16 protein-coding genes are annotated in these 21,989 nt (G+C 70.5%); 7 read left to right on the forward strand and 9 right to left on the reverse strand.

Translation table 11 applies throughout. From position 1 onward, the window contains the following. Window position 1 precedes the first annotated feature (1 nt). The 5 genes from OEB96_RS18590 to OEB96_RS18610 form a co-directional block, all read right to left on the reverse strand. Window positions 2–676: a DUF6445 family protein gene (locus tag OEB96_RS18590; RefSeq protein ID WP_266217471.1), complete on the reverse strand. Its 675-nt coding sequence runs from the start codon at window positions 674–676 to the stop codon at window positions 2–4. A 29-nt stretch (window positions 677–705) separates the two neighbouring features. Further along, entirely contained in the window at window positions 706–1,722 is a 1,017-nt protein-coding gene (locus OEB96_RS18595) for an aldo/keto reductase (RefSeq protein ID WP_266217473.1), read from the reverse strand. Between the two features lie 108 nt (window positions 1,723–1,830). Then, on the reverse strand, window positions 1,831–3,789 hold the full coding sequence (locus OEB96_RS18600; RefSeq protein WP_266217475.1) for a carbamoyltransferase family protein: 1,959 nt from the start codon (window positions 3,787–3,789) through the stop codon (window positions 1,831–1,833). Beyond that, on the reverse strand, window positions 3,786–4,607 hold the full coding sequence (locus OEB96_RS18605) for a flagellar basal body-associated FliL family protein (protein WP_266217477.1): 822 nt from the start codon (window positions 4,605–4,607) through the stop codon (window positions 3,786–3,788). Before OEB96_RS18605 ends, OEB96_RS18600 begins: the two co-directional genes overlap by 4 nt. Window positions 4,608–5,074: 467 nt before the next feature. Then, window positions 5,075–6,376 carry an ABC1 kinase family protein gene (locus OEB96_RS18610; protein ID WP_266217479.1) on the reverse strand — a complete coding sequence of 434 codons (1,302 nt, stop codon included), beginning with the start codon at window positions 6,374–6,376 and terminating at the stop codon, window positions 5,075–5,077. A gap of 210 nt (window positions 6,377–6,586) precedes the next feature. On the opposite strand from OEB96_RS18610, the gene OEB96_RS18615 reads away from it, so the two are divergent. After that, a complete protein-coding gene (locus OEB96_RS18615; RefSeq protein ID WP_266217480.1) occupies window positions 6,587–9,058 on the forward strand; it encodes an FG-GAP repeat domain-containing protein in 2,472 nt (823 codons plus the stop codon). Window positions 9,059–9,175: 117 nt separating this feature from the next. Then, window positions 9,176–10,234 carry a choice-of-anchor D domain-containing protein gene (locus OEB96_RS18620; protein WP_266217482.1) on the forward strand — a complete coding sequence of 353 codons (1,059 nt, stop codon included), beginning with the start codon at window positions 9,176–9,178 and terminating at the stop codon, window positions 10,232–10,234. A gap of 37 nt (window positions 10,235–10,271) precedes the next feature. On the opposite strand, the gene OEB96_RS18625 is transcribed toward OEB96_RS18620, so the two are convergent. The 3 genes from OEB96_RS18625 to OEB96_RS18635 are packed head-to-tail and all read right to left on the reverse strand — an operon-like array spanning window position 10,272 to window position 12,741. Further along, entirely contained in the window at window positions 10,272–11,315 is a 1,044-nt protein-coding gene (locus tag OEB96_RS18625) for an MlaD family protein (RefSeq protein WP_266217483.1), read from the reverse strand. Further along, window positions 11,312–11,965 (reverse strand): ATP-binding cassette domain-containing protein, encoded by a 654-nt coding sequence (locus tag OEB96_RS18630; protein ID WP_266217485.1) that lies wholly within the window; start codon window positions 11,963–11,965, stop codon window positions 11,312–11,314. Before OEB96_RS18630 ends, OEB96_RS18625 begins: the two co-directional genes overlap by 4 nt. After that, window positions 11,962–12,741 (reverse strand): ABC transporter permease, encoded by a 780-nt coding sequence (locus OEB96_RS18635; protein WP_266217487.1) that lies wholly within the window; start codon window positions 12,739–12,741, stop codon window positions 11,962–11,964. The genes OEB96_RS18630 and OEB96_RS18635 overlap by 4 nt, the downstream gene beginning before the upstream one ends. A gap of 105 nt (window positions 12,742–12,846) precedes the next feature. On the opposite strand from OEB96_RS18635, the gene OEB96_RS18640 reads away from it, so the two are divergent. From OEB96_RS18640 to OEB96_RS18650, 3 genes are all read left to right on the forward strand, one after another. Continuing rightward, on the forward strand, window positions 12,847–13,641 hold the full coding sequence (locus tag OEB96_RS18640) for a hypothetical protein (protein WP_266217488.1): 795 nt from the start codon (window positions 12,847–12,849) through the stop codon (window positions 13,639–13,641). 77 nt (window positions 13,642–13,718) lie between these two features. Continuing rightward, entirely contained in the window at window positions 13,719–14,462 is a 744-nt protein-coding gene (locus OEB96_RS18645; protein ID WP_266217490.1) for a hypothetical protein, read from the forward strand. Between the two features lie 235 nt (window positions 14,463–14,697). Beyond that, complete coding sequence (locus OEB96_RS18650; protein ID WP_266217491.1) at window positions 14,698–16,497, forward strand: peptidoglycan DD-metalloendopeptidase family protein; 1,800 nt, start codon at window positions 14,698–14,700, stop codon at window positions 16,495–16,497. Between the two features lie 132 nt (window positions 16,498–16,629). Here the strand turns inward: OEB96_RS18650 and OEB96_RS18655 are convergent, their stop codons facing one another. Next, window positions 16,630–17,262 carry an MSMEG_1061 family FMN-dependent PPOX-type flavoprotein gene (locus tag OEB96_RS18655; protein WP_266217493.1) on the reverse strand — a complete coding sequence of 211 codons (633 nt, stop codon included), beginning with the start codon at window positions 17,260–17,262 and terminating at the stop codon, window positions 16,630–16,632. A gap of 160 nt (window positions 17,263–17,422) precedes the next feature. On the opposite strand from OEB96_RS18655, the gene OEB96_RS18660 reads away from it, so the two are divergent. Beyond that, on the forward strand, window positions 17,423–18,523 hold the full coding sequence (locus tag OEB96_RS18660; RefSeq protein ID WP_266217495.1) for an efflux RND transporter periplasmic adaptor subunit: 1,101 nt from the start codon (window positions 17,423–17,425) through the stop codon (window positions 18,521–18,523). A gap of 9 nt (window positions 18,524–18,532) precedes the next feature. Beyond that, the gene (locus tag OEB96_RS18665; protein ID WP_266217497.1) at window positions 18,533–21,670 is read left to right on the forward strand and encodes an efflux RND transporter permease subunit; all 3,138 of its coding nucleotides are present in this window, start codon (window positions 18,533–18,535) and stop codon (window positions 21,668–21,670) included. Window positions 21,671–21,989 lie beyond the last annotated feature (319 nt).

The raw sequence follows: 21,989 nt of genomic DNA on the forward strand, positions 1-21,989 counted from the left end.
CCTAGCGGGGGAGGCCGGCGACGTAGTCGGACTGCTGCGTGCCGAAGTTGAACCATGCGACCAGCGTGAGGCGGCCATCGGCGATCGAGCTCCCGAACAGCGGTGGAATCACCGAGTGGAAGCGGGGGGCGGGGAACACCACGCAGCGGTTGAAGGCCATGGGAATCGCCAGCAGGCGATCCCACGCGGCGGGGTCGCGATAGTCGTAGTCGTGAGCACGGGCCGGCACGAGCTCGACGTCTGCGGTCGCATGGTGCCGGAAGAAGGCCGTGCCGCCGCGGCAGTGCTCGGGAAGCGTGAGGTAGAGGACCGCCGTCGCATCCCCGAGGTCCCAGTCGGTGTGGCACACCAGCGCCTTGGCCGCGGTCGCGGTCGTATGGCGAAAGTTGGCGAGGTTGATGCGCACGGCCCGGTCGAGCCGATGGGCCAGCGTGGCCTCGAAGCCGTCGCAGATCTCCGAAGAGCACGAGCAGCGCGCGGCGGGCCCGGCCTGGGGATTGCCCGGCTGCACGTAGCTGGCCTGCAGCGCGCTGGCTCGCATCGCCGCGGGGTCGGGGAGGAAGTCGTCGAAGGTCAGCACCCCCAGGCGCTCGGCCCAGGCGGGACTCTCGAGCGGAGGCTCGGGGGTGGGCGGTGCGTCTCCGTTCATGCCGAGGCTCGTGCTTTCCGTTCGCATGGCTTGGGATCGAAGACGGGTCCGATGGCTCATTGGGTGGGGTCGAGCTCTCCTGCGTCGATCCGGCGCTGTCGCTCGAGGAAGTGGGCGGGAAACCCCAGCTCGATCTCGCTCACCTCGTCGAGTCGTCGCAGCTGCTCGCGTTCGAGCCGCAGGGACAGGCATCCCATGTTCTGCTCGAGCTGGGCCAGCGTGCGCGCGCCGAGCAGCGGGATGGTGGTGACGCTGCGCTGTCGCAGCCAGGCCAGCGCGACCTGGCTGGGAGGGCGCTCGAGCTCGTGGGCGAGCTCGCCGATGGCGGCGGCGATCCTCAGGGAGCGCTGGTCGAGCCGGTTCGAGCCGCGGGCTCGTCCCGAGGCCTGCGGATCCTCGTTGTACTTGCCGGTGAGGATTCCTGCGCCCAGGGCTCCCCACGCCGTGATCGCGAGCCCGAGCGCGCGGGCCATGGGGACCAGCTCGCGCTCCACCGTGCGCTGCATGAGGCTGTAGGGGATCTGCAAGGCCACGAACGGAGTCCAGCCCCGTAGCTGTGCCATCGTGTTGGCCCGCGCCACCACCCAGGCGGGTGCGTTCGAGATCCCCAGGTACCGCACCTTGCCGCCCCGCACGAGGTCGTCGAGCCCGCGCATCAGCTCCTCGAGCGGCGTGTACGGGTCCCAGACGTGGACCCAGTAGACATCGACGTAGTCGCTTCGTAGGCGCCGCAGGCTGCCCTCGAGCGCGTCGGCCATCGCCTTGCGGCTGCCGGTGGCGGCGTTGGGATCGTTGGTGCGGGTGCCCATGCCGAACTTGGTCATGAGCACGATGCGCTCACGCTCCGAAGCGATGAGCTCGCCCAGCAGCGCCTCGCTGACTCCGTCTGCGTAGCCGTCGGCGGTGTCGATGAGGTTGCCGCCCGCCTCGCGGAACGCCTCGTAGATCCGGGTGCTCTCGGCGCGGTCGGCTCCGTGCCGCGCGTGGCCGAAGGTCATCGTGCCCAGGCCCAGCTCGGAGACGCGTAGCCCGCTGTGACCGAGCAGGACGTAGCGCATGTCGTACGAGCGCAAGACGTGAGTATACGACCTCCATCGCCGGCCGTGCCAGGCGCGCCCGGCCGGTGTTCGGTTGCTGTTCGACCGCCTGTTTCAGAATGGTTGACAGGTGGATGCGGACGCTCAGGCCCAGCTCCCCAGCCACGGCCGCGGCACCGTGTCGGGAACGGAGGCGATCGGCGCGGGGGACAGCACGAGCGCTCGCTCCGACCACAGCTCGAGGAGCTCGTTGGCCAGGTCGGGCTCGAGCGCCTCGGTGCCGAGCAGCTCGCCGATCGTCGTCGTACCGTCGGCGCGGGCCAGCAGCATCGCGACCGCGGCCGACGCAACGCGTCCCGCCACGGTGCGGTTGCGATGCTGGATGGTGAGCGGGACCTCGAACGGCAGCGCGACGTAGAGCTCGGCGAGCCGCTGCGCGGGGCCCGGATCGGTCTTGGTCACCACGAGGTCGCCCACGATCAACACCTCGATCTGGGTGGTGAGCAGGCACGTCACGGCCTCGTCGACCGTCGTCACGATGGGCTCGCGATGGTTGTTGAACGAGGTGTTGAGGACCACCGGGACTCCGGTGAGCTTCTCGAGCTCGCCGATGAGCCGGTGAAAGCGCGGCTCGTCTCGGGCGGTGACGGTCTGGACCCTCGCCGTGCCGTCGACGTGGGTGACGGCTCCGAGCAGGTGCTGCTTGTCGGTCCGGACCGGCAGCGCCGCCGTCATGTGGGGGAAGTCGTCCTGTCCCGGGGGCAGCTCGAACCACTCGCGCGCGCGCTCGTGCAGCACGGCGGGGGCGAACGGACGAAAGTCCTCGCGCTTCTTGATCGCGTGGTTGATCCGGCGGCGGTTCTCCGCGGGCCGCGGGTCGGCCAGGATGCTGCGGTGACCGAGCGCTCGTGGGCCGTACTCGCAGCGTCCTTGCACCCAGCCCACGATGGTTCCACTGGCGATCAGTCGGGCCGTGTGGGCGCAGACGTCGTCGGAGGGCTCGACGTGGACCAGGCGGCCCCATGCCCGCACGCGTTGCTCGACTGCGTGGGGCGTGCCGATGTCGGGGCCGAGGTACACCATGGGCTGGCGCCGGTTGTCGAAGCCGCCTCGAGGGGAGCTCCAGTGCGCGAACAGGGCCGCGCCACAGGCCAGGCCCGCATCGCTCGATGCCGGCTGTACGAAGAGCTCGTCGACCACGCCGTGACGCAGGAGCTTGCCGTTGAGCGAGCAGTTGTGGGCCAGGCCACCCGCGTAGCACATGCGGCGCAAGCCCGTGCGCCGCTGGAAGCGGGAGACGAAGTGGATGACCACCCGCTCGGTCGCCTCTTGGAGCGCAGCAGCCACGTCCTCGTGCGCGTCTCCGACGGCCTCGCCCCGGCGTCGAGGTCGGACGTGCCGTCCGAGGGCGCGGACGATGCCGTGGCGATCGACCTCGAACGAGCCGTCGTCGTGCAGCGCGATGCCCTCGTCGAAGATCGGTCGAAATCGGGTTGGATCGCCGTGGGACGACAGCCCCATCACCTTGTACTCGTCGTGGAGGCGAAACCCGAGGAAGTTGGTGACCAGCGTGTAGAGGTGACCGAGCGAGGCGCGTGGTCGGACGCGATGGAGCTCGGTGAGCGACTCGGCGTGACCCGCGAGGACCAGACCCGAGCAGCCGTCGCCGCCGCCGTCGAGGGTGATCACCAGCGCCTCGGAGAAGCCGGACAGCCCGTAGGCGCTGGCGGCGTGGGCGAGGTGGTGCTCCACGCACTGCAGCCGGGCGCTCACGTCGACCCCGAAGAATCGGGCCAGGGTGCTGGTGACCAGCGCTCGCATGGAGGGGACGTCTGGCAGGTCCGGGTGGGCCACGAGCTGCTGGAACAGCTTGTCGTCGACGAATTCGAGATCCGAGCCCACCGCGACGATGTCGACCTCGGCCAGGTCGATGCCCGCCGTCTCCAGGCAGTGGCCGATCGCGCGGATGGGCGGGTGCTCGGAGTGCTTGACGCGGTCGAGGCGTTCCTCTTCGACCGCGGCGACGAGCTCTCCGTCGCGAAGCAGGACCGCCGAGCTGTCGTGGCTGAGCCCGAGGCCGAGCACGTACATCGGGCGGCTCACTTGCACGAGGCCATGCAGGCTCGCAGGGTGGTCTCGTCGGGGGTGTCGATCTGCGCGATGTCTTCGGGGGTGGCGCAGCGTACCGAGCAGGGCTGCGCGTTGCGGTCGGGGTGGAGCTCGATGGGGTCGCCCGCGCGTCGGCCCTCGAGCACCCCGTAGAGCCCTGCGTTGTTCCAGCGCTCGCCGAGCTGTCGCCAGCTCCCCACGAGTCGCTCGCCATCGAGCGCAAACACGAACTTGGTGTCGATCCCCTGGTCGTCTTCGTTGCGCAGCATGAACGGACCCGTCCAGCCGTAGGCCTCGGCCCCCTCGCCACGGACCAGGTCGGCCTCGGCACGGGGGACCTTGTGGTCGACGAACACCTTGCGATCGGTGCGGCCGGTCTTGGCCATGCTCGCGCGGGCCGTGCAGGCTTCGGCGTCGACGTCGATCTGCATCTCGTAGAAGCCGCGCGTACCCGGCTTTTGCTTGCGCCGGGAGCCGGTGGTGGTGGTGGTGAACACCCACGAGCCCGCCAGCGCCCTCAGCTGCGCACAGCCGGTGGGCGAGCCCTCGATCACGGTGATGGCGGTGGGCTCGAGCTGGGTCTTGGCCTCGGGGGCCGGGCCCTGGGTGGAGAACCAGATGGTGGCACCGATGCCCGCGGCGACGGCCAGGATGCCCACGGTCAGCAAAACGATCTGAGTGCCTCGGCCGCCGATCTGCGGCATGGGCTGTGAGATTCCGGCCGGGAGGGGAGTCGGGGCACCCAGCGGCGGGGCACCGAGCGGTGGAGTGACGAAGGCGGGCACCTCGACGGCGGGCATCGAGATGGCCACGGGGACGGGGGCCGAGATGGGAGCGGTCGAGGGGATCGGGATTCCGACCACGCCGACGGGCGCTGCTTCGGAGGCCGGCACGGCCATCGGCACCACGCCGGAGGTGGGTGCTGCCCTGGGGGCCACCCCGGAGGGAGGCGGGGGGACCGGGACCGGTCCGACGGCGGTCACCTCCTCGGAGGGAAGCGGGGGGTTGGCGGGAGGGATGGCCGCGGGTACGGCTCCGGAGAGGGGCGCCACCATGGGGACGGGCTTGGGCGCGCCCGCGGGTGCCTCCGTGTCCGGCGGAACGGTCGTTCGTCGCGGCGCTCCGCAATCGCGGCAGGTGGAGGCCTCACCCTCCCAGCGAGCACCGCAGAGCTGGCATCGCTCCGCCATCGGTCACAAGCGTAGATCAACTCGCGCCAATTACCCAAGCGCTGGCCATTTGCTACGTGAGCCGAGGTGCGAGCCCACGGGTTGGCCACTCACCCCGCCAGGTGCAGCTCCAACAACGGCCGGTACTGTGCTCGCGCCCCGAGCTTGCGCAGGTTCCCGTAGTGCCCCACCACCACCCGATCGAGGAACACCAGCTCGACCGGTGGCTGGAAGCTCTTGAGGTACTTGGTCAGGAAGCCAGGCACGAGCTTGATGGCGTCCTGCTGGAGCTGCGAGCGGCCGAAGTCGTAGGGCTCGTCGCCGAGCAGCGGACGCATGAAGATGTCGCGCCAGGGCTTGTAGTAGTCGAGCGGGACCTTGGGGCCCTCGAGGTTGCGCGCGCCCAGCCGCACCAGGCCATCTTCCACCCCGGCGTAGTCCTCCGCGAATCCAGCCCGGATGGTGTCCTTGTAGGCATCGATGATCGTGGGATCGAGATGCTTGACGCAGCCGAAGTCGTAGAGCACCACCGAGCCGTCCTCGCGAAAGGCGAAGTTGCCGGGGTTGGGATCGGCGTGGAGGATCTTCAGGCTGAAGATCTGATCGGCCAGCACCCGGAACAGCGCCGCGCCGATCGCGTTGCGCAGATCCTGTGAGAACTCCTGCAGCTCGCTGATGTGGCGCCCGGGCTCGTAGGTCAGGGTGAGCACGCGCTGGCTGCTGCGCTCGCCCACCACCTCGGGCACGACGACTCCGGGGTCGTCGCGGTAGTAGTCGGCGAACAGCCGCACGTTGTCGGCCTCGTTGCAGTAGTCGAGCTCCTCGTGCAAGCGCGCGCGCAGCTCGGCGAACACGTCGTCGAGCGCCTTGCGCTTGACCTTGACCAGGCCGCTGGCCCGAAGGGCGATCTTGAGGTGGGCGAGGTCGGAGTCGACGGCGGCGTCGACCCCGGGGTACTGCACCTTGACCACCACCTCGCGCCCGTCGTCGGTCCGCGCGCGATGGACCTGACCGATGGACGCCGAGGCGAACGGCTCGGTCTCGAAGCGCTGGAACAGCGCGGGCGGCGGGGCGCCGAGCTCCTTTTCGATCTGCTCGGCGATGACCTCGAAGGCCATGGGAGGGGCCTCGCGCTGCAGCGCCCCGAGGGCATCCTGCAGCTCCTTGGGCAGGAGGTCGCCCGCGATCGAGGCCATCTGGCCGACCTTCATCACCGCGCCCTTGAGCTCGCCCAGGGTCTGGGCGATGAGCTCGCCCGCCTGCTCGTGGGCGCGGGCTCGATCGCGCTCGGCCGCCTCCTTGGACTGGAACACCGACTTGACCCGCGACGTGGTGTAGCCGGTCGCGACCCGCGCGGTCATTCCGGCCAGTCGCATCAGCCGTCGTCCCTTGGTGGCCGGTCGGTCCGTCATGCGTGCACGGCGAGCGTGCGCTCGCGGGCCCGCGCTGTCAAAGCAAGCCCTCCGGACGGGCTCGACGGCGCGGGATCGAGAGCAACACGCGGGGTCGACCCGCGTTTCCGCGGCATTCGCCGATTCCGGTCGAAGGCGTGGCCCGATGACGAGAGCCGGAGACGTGGCCGAATCCGGTGTCGTACCCTGAGCATGGCGAGGGGGCAGGGCATGAGCGACGAGCGCGTGGAGGTGAGGATCGGAGCCGGGGTGGTGCTGCTTTGGGGGCTCCTCTCGGGCTGCGGGGACGAACCGGCCGGCATGCCGACGTCGACCACGGGAATCCCCCCGATCACGGCCAGCGAGGGCACCACCAGCGAGGCCACCGTCGGCGACACCACCGCGGCCACCGAGGCCATGACGTCGGGGCTCGACTCGACCAGCGACGGCGGCGGGATGAGCTGCACGGCGAGCATGGACTGCCCGGAGGCGCAGGCCTGCGCGGCGGGTGAGTGCGTGCCGACCGATGGCCCGTGTCGCACCGATTCCGATTGCAGCGGCGACACCTACTGCTGCGCCGAGGGCTGCTTGCCCGAGGGCGAGCAAGGGGGCTTTTGCATTCCGTTCGGCGAGGGCCCCAAGGGCGACGTCAACGAGGAGTGCCTGGGCGACGTGGTCATCGGGTTGTTCGAGCCCGATCTGCAGTGCGAGTGGCTGGCGCCTCCGGCGGGCGATCCCTTCCCCAATCACGTCAACGTGCTCACCACCCCGATGGTCGCGCAGCTGCCCTACGACAGCGGGCACCCGGGGGAGATCGTGCTGGTCACGTACAACTGTACGGACGGCGGCTCGGCCTCGAGCTGGGGATCGGATCCCAACTGCTACGGGGTGATCCGCATCCTCAACGGGCAGACCTGCGAGCAGATCGACACCATCGACGATCCCGCCAACCGCGTCATCGCAGCCACGCCGCCGGCGATCGGCGATCTCGACGGCGACGGGGTGCCCGAGATCGTGACCCTGCGGGCGGTGAGCGGAGTGGTGGCCTTCACCTGGGACCCGGGGTCGCAGCGCTACGTCACGGGCTGGGTCGCGCTCGACACCAACATCTCGGGGGCCAACCGCTGGGATGGACCCGCGATCCACGATCTCGACGACGATGGCCTGCCCGAGGTGGTCAGCCAGAGCGAGGTCTACGACGGCGTCTCGGGGGCCCGCCTGAACCCGGGGCAGGTCGTCGCCGGGGGCTACGGGGTCTCGCCCGGTGTGTTCTCGGTGGTGGGCGACCTCGACCGGGACGGGCTGGCGGAGCTGGTGGCCAGCGGGATCTGGCGCTGGGATCCGGCCACCAGCCAGTGGGTGGCCGACCAGGCCGGGACGCCCGGCGGACGGCACTACGGCTTTGCAGACTTCGGGACCCCGGGGCTCACGCCCGCCGAGTTCGATCGCTTCACGCTCGACGGGATCGCCGAGGTGGTCACGGTCGGTGCGGGCACGGTGCAGCTCCACACGCTCGACGGACAAGAGCTGCTGTCGGTTGCCGGCATCGCCGGGGGTGGACCGCCCACCATCGGCGACTTCGACGACGACGGCTTCCCCGAGATCGCCTCGGCAGGGGGCAACTACTATCGCGTGTTCGACCTGGGGTGCACCGATGCGATGACGCCCGGCTGCGTGGCCCAGTGGGTGCGGTGGCTCCAGCCCTCGCAGGATCTGAGCTCGCAGAACACGGGCTCGTCGATCTTCGACTTCGAGGGCGATGGGCAGGCCGAGGCCGTCTACGGCGACGAGTGCTACCTGCGGGTCTATGAGGGGGCGACGGGCGAGGTGCTGTACTCGGCCGCCCGTACCTCGTGCACCTGGTACGAGAACCCGATCGTCGCCGACCTCGACATCGACGACAACACGGAGATCCTCGTGGGCTCCAACACCAACTGCAGCGTGAGCTGCCCGGCGATCGATCCGATCCACAGGGGCCTGCGCTGCGAGGACGGGGCCGGCTGCCCCTCGGGGGTGTGCGACGCCGGCTTCTGCCGCTGCGTGGACGACACGGGCTGCCCCGACGGGCACGGCTGTGCGCCGCCGCCCGCGGGCACGCCGGGGGCCGGCACCAACACGTGTCGCTCGGTGCATCCGCCCGGCATCGCGATCTCGGGGGTCCGGGTGCTCCGCGATCGCCTCGACCGCTGGGCCAGCTCGCGGCCGCTGTGGAACCAGCACGCGTACTCCATCACCAACGTGGAAGGCGACCTCTCGATCCCGGCGACCGGATCGTGGGACCAGAACTTCGCCGACCCCACGCTCAACAACTACCGCCAGAACCAGCAGGGCGATGCCACGGCGGAGGAGCTGCCCGACATCACGGGCAAGCTCGAGGACACCGCGTGCACGCTCGATGGCAGCGACGTGATCCTGGTGGGCACGGTGTGCAACCGCGGACTCAAGGCCGTGGCGGCGGCGCTGCCCGCCACCTTCTACCTCGGTGATCCGGCGGCGGGTCAGATCCTGTGCGTGGCCTACACGGCCGAGCCGGTGCCGGTGGGCGAGTGTCGCGAGGTGAGCTGTCCGATCGGGGCCGAGGTATCGGGTCTCATCACCATGGTCGTCAACGACGACGGCATGGGCAACGCGCTGACGGTGGAGTGCAACGACGACAACAACACCGATACGGTCGAGGTCGCCGAGTGCAACCCTCCGGGCTGATGGAGCGCCAGGGAGGCTCGGGGAGGGGTGGGAGCGTGCAAGGGCGTTTCCGAGGGCGTCGAGCCGGGTCGGCGATTTGGATTCGTCGGTCGCGCGGTCCTTGGTATCATCGCGGCCGTGGTGCGTAGGCTCGAGGTGATCGCGATGGCGTGGGTCATCGCCGGATGCAGCCCCAACTCCTCGGGGGTGGGCTCGGCCTCGGGGGCCGTGGGCCCGGGAGAAGGCTCCGAGGGCGACGGTACGCTCGACGACGGCGACGGTACGCTCGACGACGGCGACTCGAGCGTCATGACCACCGGGGCCGATGGGACCGCCGACGGTGCTCCCATGGACTCGGGGGATGGTCACCCCGTGATCATCATCTCCGACGGTCCCACCCTCGACTTCGGGTCGCTGGTGATCAACAGCTCGCTCGATCGCCTGCTGACGATCACCAACGAGGGCGATGCCGAGGCCACCGCGCTGCAGGTCCTGGGCCTGGCCGGGGTGTTCTCGGTACAGGGCAGCGATTGCCCGGGAACCCTCGGACCCGGGCAGTCGTGCGCGGTCACGGTGAGCTTCGGCCCCGCGCAATTCGGGCCGCACGCGGGGGAGCTCCAGCTCGCCTTCCAGGACGCCGGCATGCCCGCATCGGCCTCGCGCCCCCTGGCCGGCCTCGGGGTGGGGATGACGGGCAATCTGGTGATCAACGGTGGAGGCGAGGAAGGCAACGGCTTCGAGACTCCAACGGGCTGGTCCAGCGCCAAGGGCGCGTGGGTCACCACCACGACGGGGGTGATGCCCGAGCAGGGCATCCGGACCATCGTGGGCGGCTGGACCTTCAGCTGGGATCCCGACGACTACCGCCTCCACCAGTCGATCTCGGTCGCGCCGCTCACCACCTGGGGAGACGCGGCGGGCGTGCGGTTCTACTTTCGGGTCCACCATCGCCCGGCGACCGCCGGTGAGGATCCCACCTGGGCCTCGCTGCGATTCCTCTCGGGAGAGGGCAGCGTGCTCGAGAGCCAGCCCACCGCCACCAACTCCACCGCGGTGTGGCTCGAGAGCACCGGCGACTGGGTGGCTCCCGCCAATACCCACACCGTGCAGGTCGAGCTTGCCTGCGATCGCACGACGCTCTACGAGTGCAACGGCCACTTCGACGGGGTCGAGGTCTGGGCCGAGTGGAACGGCTGATCGACCCCGGAATGCCCCAGCCGCGGCCGGTGGGCGCTCACTCGGCCTGGCGCTCGGCCTTGCGGGCGTGCCGGCGCAGCACCCACATCTTCTTGGCCGCCTCGGCCACGTCGTCCATGTCGTTGACCATCTCGTCCATGTCCTCGACCAGTGGGCCGAGCGCCTCGACCACCTTCTGCAGCTCGCGGGTGGTCTTGGCGAACGCCCTCACCGCCTCGTCGAGCTCCTTCATGGCCGCGTCGGTGCTGTCGAGCACGGGGGCCATGCCCACGAACGCGGCGTTGCCGGCCTCGACCATGCCGCCGGCTTCGTCCATGACCTCGGCGCCCTTGCCGATCATGCCGTCGGCGCTGCCGATGAGACGGCCGGAGCGGGCCAGCACCTTCTCGAGGCGCTCGAGCGAGCCTTCCACGTCGTCGAGGGTTCCCATCAGGCGCTCGTAGAGCTGGCCGTCGTCCTTGAGGATGCGGCCGATCGAGCTCTGCTCGTCCTGCACCGCGGCCAACAGCTTCCCCGACTGATCGAGCAGGGTTCGCAGCGGCGACTCGGGATCGGCCAGCGCGTCGCTGAGCTTGCGGGCGTTGTGCAGCAGGGCCTCGAGGTCCTCCACCAGAGGATCGCCCGGCACCACGGGCAGCAGGTCGGCAAAGCTGTTGGGCTCGTCCACGGGGATGAGCGAGCCCTCGGGCAGCGGGGCCCCGTCGCTGGGACCCGGCGTCACGGCCAGACCAACCCCGCCCAGCACGCCCTGCAGATCGAGCGAGGCCTTGACCCGGGCCACCGAGCCCTCGCGCACCCGCGTGGCGAAGCGCTCGCGGATCTCCAGGCGTGCGGTCACGCGGTTGTCGTCGGTGATCGCGAGGGTCTCGATGCTCCCGATGTCGATGCCCAGCATCTCCACGCGCCCGCCGGGGGTGATGCCGTAGCCGTCGGTCAGCACCACGTCGTAGCGCACGGTGGCCTCGAAGCTGCTGCCCGCGCGCGACAGCAGCACCAGGCTGCCCACCAGCCCGATCACGGCCAGCAAGAGGAACGCCCCGGCCACCCACTCGGCCCGGCGAACGCGAAACGGGATGCTCACCGCACGCCCTCCTCGACCGTGAGCTGGCGGTCGGTCAGCTCGGCCGCGAAGTCTTCGTCGTCGTCGGTGACCAGCACCGTGACCCCGCGCGCACGCAGCTGCCGGTGGATGTCGCGCACGATGGTGCGGCCGCGCGGGTGCAGCAGGGCGCTCGGGTCCTCGACCAGCAGCACGCGGGGCTCGAGCGCCACCGCCCGCAGGTAGGCCGCGCACTTTTGGATCTCGGCCGGGAGCGTGCAGGCGCGCTCGTCGGCCCGCGCGCTCAGCCCGGCGTCGTGCAGCAGCCCGGCCGCCCGCTCGGCGATGGCCGCCGGAGGCAGGTGTCCGTGGTAGCGCAAGGGCAGCTCCACGTTGTCGCGTAGGCTCATGTTGGCCAGCAGGCCCCCGTGGATCGACACGTATCCCACCGTGCGCCGCAGGTCCAGCAGGGTGCGGCGATCGGCGGTCGAGAGGTCGATGCCGGCGACCCGCACTCGGCCGCGATCGGGGCGCAGCAGGCCCCCGCAGCAGCGGACGAGCAGGGTGAGGCTCGGCTGGTCGTCGCCCACCACCGCGACCGCCTCGCCCTCGTTCACGCGCAGGCTCACGTCGTGGACACCGGCAGAGCCCCGCTGGATGCTCAGCGCATCGATCTCGATGGACGCGTTCATAGGGTGATGAGGGTGATGGCCACGCCGATCACGGTGCACCACGACAGGGCCTCCACGAGCGCGCGGCTGGCCCGGCGCGGTACCTCGGTGAGATCGTCGCGGACCGAGAGCCCGTGGTAGCACGACACCGCCGCGACCACTCCGCCGAACAGCAGGCTCTTGACGAACGCGATCACCACGTCGGAGGGCAGCAGCATCGTGCCCAGGTTGTGCCGGAACACGGAGAGCGACGAGGTGATCCCGAAGGTCTGGGCGGTGAGCAGGCCCGCGCCCACGGCGGCGGCGCAGAACAACAGGTTCATGCCCACGGTGGCCGCGGTCAGGCCCACGAAGCGCGGCAGCAGCACGAACTTGATGGGGTCGATGCCGAGGGTCTCGAGCGCCTCGATCTCGCCGCGCCAGCTCATGTAGCCCAGCTCCACCGCCACCGCGCCGCTGCTGCGCAGGATCACCAGGATCGCGGTCATCAGCGGGGCGAGCTCGCGCACCAGCACCAGGGCCACCACGCGGCCGAGCACGCTGGTGGCCTCGAGGCTGGGCATGAAGGTGGCTGCCAGCGCGACCAGCGAGACCGACAGCAAGCCCGCGATGAACACGACCATGGGGACCGCGTCCCAGGCGCTGAACACCACCTGGCGGGCGATCTGCGTGCGGACGATGCCGTGCCCCTCCGTGGGCCGCCGCAGCAGGGACGCGGCCACCAGCACGGTGAGGGCCGAGTACGACACCAGGCGTCGTATCTCCGCCAGCAGCCATCGACCCGAGGCTCGCAGCACGGGGCGGAATGATAGCAGGGGCCTGGCCGGGGGGACGGAGCCGCGGCCCTTCGCACACCGCGTGGGGATCCGCGGGGCGGCCGGCCCGGGTAGGATCGCCTCGCGATGACGAGGTCGGGGCGGATGCGGGGGCGAGCGAGGGGGGTGGTCTCGGGGCACGGCTTGGTCTGGGCCCTGGCGGGCCTGGGAGCGGCGATGGCGGCCTGCGGTGGCAGCGAGCCCGCGACGTCGAGCACGACCGAGGCGGTCTCGACCGGCAGCAGTACCGGCTCGGGGAGCACGACCGGCGCCGACGGCAGCAGCGATGGAGCGAGCACCACGTGGGTGATCCCCGACTTCGGTCCGCCGCCGCCGAGCCAGAGCGCCACCTGTGCGACCTACGTGGCGTGTGCAAGCGAGCTCGGCGTGGACGAGCTCGATGCGATCGAGCAGATGTACGGCTGGGATGGCACGTGCTGGGACGGTGACGCTGCTCAGGCGAGCGCGTGCACCACGACGTGCGAGCAGGAGCTGTCCACGCTGGTGATGGGGCTCGAGGCGATGGGGGAGCCCGTGCCCGAGGTCTGCGCTCCGCCGGCCTACGTGCCGTGGGCGGAGATCGAGGCGATGCTCGAGGCCAACTGCGTGACCGGGTGCCACGAGCCCGGCGGCGAGGACTCGTCGCTCGATCTCAGCGACGGGGCGTACTACGCGATCTATCAGGTGGCTTCGGATCAGAGCGATCTGTACCTGGTGGATCCGGGCGATCACGAGCAGAGCTATTTGTGGCACAAGGTCAATGGCTCGCAGGGCGGAGCGGGTGGGGGTGGGGCGCGGATGCCGAAGGGGGCGGCACCGCTGACCGCCGAGCAGATCGATGCGCTCGCCGACTGGATCGACGGTGGTGCGGCCATGTTCTGAGCGTCCTCCGCGTGGAGGGGCCGGCGGGTGGAGGGCAAGCGGTGGGACGGCGCCCTGGAAGCTGGTAGGATCCGGCCATGAAGACCTGGACTGGATTCTCGATGGTGCTCCCGATGGCGCTGGTGGTTGCCTTGGGGGCATCGCTCGGTGGTTGCAGCGACGATGGGCTCGCGCCCCTGCCCCTGGACACCGACTCGAGCTCGGGAGGCATGGGCACCACCGGTACGGCGACGACGCCGCCCGCCACCACCGCCGACGACAACAACACGCTCGACTCCAGCGGCGAGTCGCCCGGGACGTCGATCGGCCCCGAGAGCACGAGCACGGGACAGACCACCGGTGAGTCCACCAGCGGGGACTCGGGTGAGCCGGGTACCACGGGCGGGAGCGACAGCGGCTCGACGGGCTCGAGCGGGAGCGACAGCGGCTCGTCGGGCTCGAGCGGAACCGACAGCGGCTCGACGGGGGGATCCACGGGTGGCTCGACGGGCACGACCGGAACCACCGGCGTCATGGGCAACCCCTACGAGGGCAGCTACGACGGCACCTGGGGCGGCGTCTGCCTGGGCATGATGGTGGGCGGGAACTTGATGTTCGACGTGGCGATGGATGGCATCCTCACCGGCTCGTTCGGGGGCATCGTCATGGGCACCCTCGACGGTACCGTCGACGACATGGGCGTCGTCATGGCGACCAGCAACGCGGGCATCGCCGGCGTGTGCAACTTCGACGGTCAGATCGACATGATGGGCGACGTCACCGGTACGTGGACGTGCCCGGCCATCGGGTGCATGGGGACCTGGATGGGGGCGGAGATCTGAGGAGGCGACCTCCGAGGGTCGAAATCGCTCGGATGAAGGCTCGGAGGTCGTTGCCGGCGCGCGTGCTCGCGCGCCGGCTCGTGGTACTCATGGCGGCATGAGATCGCCATCGAGGGCTCGTCGTGGGAGACGGATCGGGATCGCGGCCGCGGGTGCCTTGCTCGCGAGCGTGGGCCTCGGGTCGGGGGCCGTCGTGGCTGCCCCTGCGCCCACCCCAGAGGCCGATGATCACCCGGTGCAGTGGCCGCTCGGCGAGTGCGTGGACGACAAGCTGGTGCTCGGTCACCTCCACGACGTGCAGCAGGACTTCGACCAGCACAACACCAGCGTCGGACGCTGTGGTCCCACGACCGAAGCGTCCATGATGGAGGGTCTGGTTCGCGATCTCAAGTGTCGTCACGCCGGCTTCGACATGCATCGCAGCGACGACGTGACCGAGACCCTCGACGAGCCCGTGCTCGCCATGGCCGATGGCGAGGTGGTCGACCTCATCGACTGGGGCACGGAGGGGGTGGGCGTGCTCGTGCGGCACGACAATGGCGTCATTGCCAACTACGTGCACCTGGCCAAGGACACCGCCAAGGTCTACGTGCGTCGAGGTCAGCGGGTGCGCGTTGGACAGCCGCTGGGGCGGGTCATGAACTACCCCTACAACAACGGCACCAACCAGAACAACCATCTCCACCTGGAGATCCGCAGCGGGATCCAGGTGACCAGCTGCGCGTCGGGGACCTGCGGGAGCGGGCTCGGCAGCTCGTGCAAGGGCAATGGCTACGCGCTGGCCCCGTCCACCACGGACATCGCCGATCTCAGCGCCACGTCCTGGGGGTTCTCGGATCCTACGGATGCATACTTCGATCACCGACCGTCGTTCCCCGCCACGATCGCGGTGGAGCGCGCGCGGCTCGACTTCTTCGAGCGCGTGGACGCCACCGAAGCGCTGGGCCAGCTCGACCCCGATGTGTTGATGGCGTCGCCCGAGGAGCCAGAGATCAGCGGCGAGCACGGCTGGTACAGCGTGGTCGTGGGCGAGGGCACCGAGGCCGTCACTCGCTACGCGCGAGGGTTCGCGGACCTGGGCTACGGAGGCGACATCACGATCGGCGAGGTGCCCCAGCTCGGGCGCGACTGGAGCCCGCCCACCAGCGAGCCGATGGTCGACCTGCGCTTCGGGTCCGCGGCCAGCACCACCAACTGGGGGGCGGGCGCCGCTCTCGCGGTCGACAGCGCGCTGACGACCACGCCGCCCTATTCTGGGCTGGATGCCAGCTTCTGCGACCACGTGGCCGACCTCGACGGCTCCACCACCATGAAGGTGGCCGTGTCCGAAGAAGAGGGCTTCGTTGGGGGGGTGGCGATCGATCTGTCGCTGCGGCTCGATGTGTTCGAGGACCCGGGCACGATCGCGATGTCGGGCGACCCCGAGAACCCCACCTGGAAGCTCTCCGTGCGCATGGAGGGTGACGTTCGTCAGCTGGTGTTCGAGGTCACCACCGAGTCGAAGACCTCGCAGTCGATCGTCATGGAGCTGCCCGAGCCGCGCTGCGCCGTCGCGGGGCCGGTGATCGCGTCGGGGTGCGACGCCGTGCTGGGCAACGCGTTTGCCCCCGCCGATTGTCCCGCCACCGCCTGCGACCCCGACGAGGGCATGCCTGCCCACTGCTTCGAAGACCTTGGCTATCGCCAGTGGCGCCACGTGGCCGCACGCTACGACGTGGGCGCCAACACGTTCGAACTCATGTGGGACGGGCTCTCGGTGGAGAAGCGCACCGCCTCGGGGCTCCTGCTCGATGACGACGATCGCAACATCAGGATCGCCGAGGATCTCTCGGCCGCGGTCGACGACCTGCGGATCTGGCGGCTCGCGTCGGACCTCTCCTCGTCCGACGAGCTCGACGGCTTTGGCGGTGACCGGCGTGGGGGCGAGGACCAGGGCTGCGCGTGCACGTCGGGCTCCGGCACCGGCTCCGGCACCGGGGGCACGTCGCTGCTGCTGCTGGGGCTATGGGCGCTTGGTCGCCGTCGCCGGCACTGAGCGGATCCCAGCGGCGTCCTCGCTCACGGCCACCGCAGGGCACGGGCGCGCGGCGTCGAGCATCATCCAATCGTCTGCCAGCGACACGAGCCCGCCCATGGCAGGCAGACCCATCGGGGCTCGATCGTCAGCTCAGTACAGCCCCTCGCGGTACAGCTCCTCGATCCCTTCCTGGATCTCCTCGGCCGGAGCCTCGATGTGGGCTTGATCCTTGATGATCTGACCAAACGACGGCAGCGTGCCCGGCTCGACGACGTAGTCCCGATCCCACAGCCGACCGCGCACCAGGGCCATGCCACAGTGGAGGTACGCCTTGGTCACGTGGATCTCGAGCGACGTGAGGGGCAGCTTCTTGCCCACCCGCCCCAGCTCGAGGGTCTCGGCGTCGCGCACCAGCGTGGCCGTGCCGTGGACCCGCACCGTCTCCCTCACGCCGGGTACGAAGAAGATCAGCGCGACCTTGGGATTTTGGACCAGCGCGTCGAGGGTCTCGAGCTTGTTGTTGCCCGGGCGGTCGGGGAGCACCAGCGTGTGCTCGTCGCGGATGTGGACGAAGCCCGGCTGACCGCCTCGCGGCGAGACGTTGGGGAACCCATCGCCGGCGATGGTGGCGATGCAGACGAACGGCGAGCACACGATGAAGCGGCGGTGGTGCTCGTCGAGGTAGGTACGCGCGACCGCCACCGCATTGGGCGACGGGTCGCCATACTGCTCCCGCAGTCCATCCCGGGTGGTGATGGCTTCCTCGTCCGTCCGCTCGGCCATGCGGTTCGCCGGGAGCATAGCGTGTACGTGGCGGTTCGGCCCGTCGGTCTCGCCCCGATCAAGGCTTCCCCTACTCCATCTACGCCTGGTTGCGAAACTCCGGTACCTTCGGCGGCGTTCCGTTCGCGTCGAGGATCCCGATATCGCCCCAGGCTCACCCATGACGTGGACGCGCCCCTTGCTCGCTCTGCTCTCGCTCGCCGCGCTGGCGGCTGCACCGGCGTGCACCGAGGCGGAGTCGCGAGGGGCCAGCCCTGCCCCGGCCTCGGCCGCTCCGCCGGCGCGGGTCGTCGTGGCGACCGCCCGTGGGGGGGGCCTCGATGATCGGTGGGTGTTCCTCGGGGAGGTCGAGGCCATGCGCCGCGCCGAGCTGGCCGCCGGGGCCGACGGTGAGGTGCTCGAGGTCGCGGTACGCGTGGGCGACCGCGTGAAGGAAGGCGATGGGCTGCTGCGGGTGGACGGGAGCCTGGCCAAGGCCCGGCTCGCGGCGGCCAAGGCTTCCCGTACCGAGACCACCCAGGAGCTCGAGCAGGCCCGCCGCGACCGCGAGCGCGCCGAGTCGCTGGGCGCGAGCATCGTTCCCGAGGCGGAGATCGAGCGCGACGTGACCCGTGCCACCACCCTCGAGACCCGCCGCGCCCGGCTGTCGGCGGCGGAGCGCGAGGCCAAGGTGCAGCTCGGTCGCCACCGCGTGTTCGCGCCCTTCGACGGGGTGATCGCCGCACGCTGGGTCGACCCCGGCGACTGGGTGTCCCCCGGATCTCGTGTGCTGGATCTCGTGGACGACGAGACGGTGGAGATCATCGTCGATGGATCGGCCGAGCTGGTCCAGAGGATCGAGCCCGGGGCCGAGGCCACGGTGCAGCGGGGCGACCAGCAGGTCCCCGCCGAGATCGTGGGGGTGGTGCGCGCGCTCGACCCCATCACCCGCACCGCCAAGATCCGGCTGATCCCCCGGGAGCGCGTGCCCTGGCTGTTGCCCGGGGCCTCGGTCGACGTGGGCTTCTCGATCCACCGCGACGAGCCCGGGGTGGTGGTGCCGCGCGACGCCCTGGTCTACGGCGCGGTCGGAGTGCGCGTGATCGAGGTCCAGGCCGACGCGGCGACGCCGATCGAGGTGGAGGTGATCGCCACCGCCGACGAGCTGGCGCTGGTCCGTGGCGAGGGCCTGGCCGAAGGCGACGTGGTGGTCGTCAAGGGCAACGAGCGGCTGCGGCCCGGGCAGCCGGTGGCGATCGTCGAGCCGGAGCCTCCACGATAGGCGAGCGTCATGGTCGGCACCCCCACGCGCTCGGACCTCATCCGCACCGCGGTGCAGCGCCCGGTCACCACCTTCGTGGGGGTGGTGCTCATCTGCATGTTCGGAGCGCTGTCGGTGGTGGGCTTGCCGATCCAGCTCACCCCCGATGTCACCGTGCCCACCATGACCATCACCACGCGCTGGCCGGGCGCGTCGCCGCGCGAGGTGGAGTCGGAGATCCTCGAGGAGCAGGAGGACGCGCTCAAGGCGATCCCCGGGCTGGTCCGGATGGAGAGCGAGGCCCGACCCGACCAGGCGCAGGTGACCCTCGAGTTCGAGGTGGGCACCGACCTCGACGAGGCGCTGGTGCGGGTCAACAACGGGCTGACCCAGGTGCCCGACTATCCGCTGGCCGTGCGCGAGCCGGTGATCAGCGCGGCCAGCAACTCCGGCCCGCCGCTGGCGGTGATCACGATCCGCTCGCCCACCGGGCAGCCGGTGGGGCAGTACCGCACGTGGGTCGAGCAGCAGATCGTGCCGCGGCTCGAGCGGATCCCCGGGGTGGCCAGCATCATGCACCTGGGCGGACGCGACAGCCGGATCCACGTCGACTTCGACATGGCCGCCCTCGCGGCGCGACGGATCACCGTGCAGCAGGTGGCGGCGCGGATCGGGTCCGAGCTGCAGGACGTGTCGGGCGGTGATCTCGATCTGGGCAAGCGCCGCTACCTGGTGCGGACGCCCGTGGCGCCCGAGGACCCGGCGCAGCTCGAGCGCATCGTGCTCGGTGCAGGTCGCGATGGCACGCCGATCCTGCTGGGCGACGTGGCCAAGGTGCGCCGTGGGCTGCGGGACGCGACCGACGTGGCGTTCTCCGACGACCGGCCGTCGATGGTGCTGCTGCTGTTTCGCGAGGCCGGCACCAACGTGCTCGAGGTCTCGCAAGAGGTGCGCCGCACGGTGGCCGAGCTGCACGAGACCCGCTTCGCTCCCGAGGGCCTCGAGATCGAGCTCGTGTCCGATCAGGTCGGCTACATCACGGGCGCGCTGGAGCTCGTGCGCAGCAACCTGCTCATCGGGGCGGCGCTGGCGATCGTGGTGCTGCTCTTGTTCCTGCGCTCCATCGCCGCCTCGGCCGTGATCAGCGTGGCGATCCCCGTGTGCGTGCTGGGCACGGCGCTGGGCATGGCGTTGATGGGGCGCACCATCAACGTCGTCTCGCTGGCCGGCACCGCGTTCGCGGTGGGGATGGTGGTCGACAACTCGATCGTCGCGCTCGAGAACATCGACACCTGGCGGCGGCGCGGCGCCTCGGCGGCCGAGGCCGCCTACCAGGGCGTGCGCGAGGTATGGGGGGCGCTGCTCGCCTCCACCGTGACCACGGCGGCCGTGTTCCTGCCGATCATCGCCTGGCAGGACGAGGTGGGCGAGCTGCTGCGCGACGTGGCGGTGGCGATCGCGCTGGCGGTGGGGGTCTCGCTGGTGGTCTCGGTGCTGGTGATCCCGAGCTTCTCGGCCAAGCTCCTGCGCGCGCCCCCCAGGGCTGCGGACGACGCGGGCGAGGTGGGTGAGGCGCTCGAGCGCGGGCTCGGAGCCGCAGTGCGGCGCTCGATCGGGCGACAGGTGGCCGTGCTCACCCGAACGTGGCGGCGGGGCCTGCTGGTGACGATCGCGGCGGTGGTGGGCGCGGTGTCGCTGGCCCAGGCGCTGCTGCCCTCGATGGAGTACCTGCCCACGGGCAACCGCAACCTCATCTTCGGGATCCTGCTGCCTCCGCCGGGGTACTCGCCGGACGAGCTCGACGCGATCGGACGGCAGGTGCAGGGCCAGATGGCGGCGCACACCAAGGTGGAGCGCGACGGCCTGCCGGCGATCGAGCGCAGCTTCTTCGTGGGCAGCCCCAACCAGGTGATCTTCGGGGTGATCGGGCAAGAGGACGCACGGGTGGGCGAGCTGCTGCCGTTCGTGCGGCAGGCCGGCAGCCAGGCGCCCGGGGCGTTCGCGTTTGCGTCGCAGGCCTCGCTGTTCGGGCGCGACATCGGCGGAGCGCGGGCCGTCGAGGTGGAGATCTCCGGGGCGGATCTCAACGCGGTGATCGCCCTGGGCGGTCGCTTGATGGGAGCGATCGGGGAGGCGATCCCCGGGGCGCAGACGCGGCCGATTCCCTCCCTCGATGCCGGTGCGCCGGAGCTGCACGCGGTGCCGCGGCGCGACGAGGCAGCCGGGCTGGCGGTCAGCGGGTCCGAGCTGGGGCTGGTGGTGGACGCCTACGTCGACGGCGCGATCGTGGGCGAGCTCGGACCGCAGGGCGAGCCCAAGATCGACGTGGCCCTGCGGGCGCTTGGACCCGGGGGCAAGGAGGTCGACGATCCCGAGGCGCTCGCGGCTTCGCCCGTGGCCACGCCCAGCGGCGACGTGGTGCCGCTTTCGAGCCTGGCGCGGCTGGAGGAGCGGCTGGGACCCACGCTGATCAAGCGACTCGAGCGGCGACGGGCGATCGTGCTGCAGGTCTCGCCGCCGGAGTCGGTGCCGCTCGAGCGGGCGATGACGATCATCCGCGACGACGTGATCACCCCGCTGCGCGAGGCCGGGGCGATCGAGTCGGGCATCGACATCACGCTCTCCGGAACCGCCGGCAAGCTCGAGCAGGCCAAGGGGCGGATGCTCGAGGTGCTGCTCTTGGCCGTGATCATCTCGTATCTGCTGCTGGCCGCGCTGTTCGAGGACTTCCTGGCGCCCGTGGCCGTGCTGGTGACGGTGCCGCTGGCCGGCGGCGGCGGGGTGCTGGGGCTGTGGCTGGTCGATCGTTACCTGGCGCCGCAGCCGCTGGACCTGATGACCGCGCTCGGGTTCGTGATCTTGATCGGCGTGGTGGTCAACAACGCGATCCTGGTGGTGGACGGGGCGCTGGCGCGGCTACGCGACGGGGAGACGCTCGCGCACGCCGTGCCGCGCGCGGTGGAGGGACGCGTGCGGCCGATCTTCATGAGCACGGCGACCTCGGTGGCGGGACTCTTGCCGCTGGTGATCTTCCCGGGCTCGGGGGCCGAGCTCTACCGCGGCGTGGGGGCGATCGTGCTGGGCGGCCTGGCGCTGTCGACGGTGCTCACGCTCTACGTGGTGCCGAGCCTGTTCGTGGTGCTGTGGCGGATACGCGGGGTGAAGTGACCAACGCGCCCACCGGCCGACGAAAACGACGCGAGGCCATGCTCCGGGGAGAGCACGGCCTCGATGGACCCAAGGGGATGAGCTTCGTGGGGAAACGAAGCGAGCTCGGAAGGCATCCCACGACTTCGCTGGGTGTGTGGCCTGCGGAAGTTGTGGCGAAGCTCGCAGAAGGCGACGCGGGCTCCCAGTATGGAGGGAAGCTCGCGCGTGGGATGCCGTCCCGAGTCATCCTCTCCATGGCCGCCGGACCCGACGTCCTTCATGGCCCCCCTCACTTTTTCGCGGGGGCATCTGGAATTCCGCACCAACCCCGAATAAC

This window comes from Paraliomyxa miuraensis, assembly GCF_026337845.1.
Classification (GTDB): Bacteria; Myxococcota_A; Polyangia; order Nannocystales; family Nannocystaceae; genus Paraliomyxa; species Paraliomyxa miuraensis.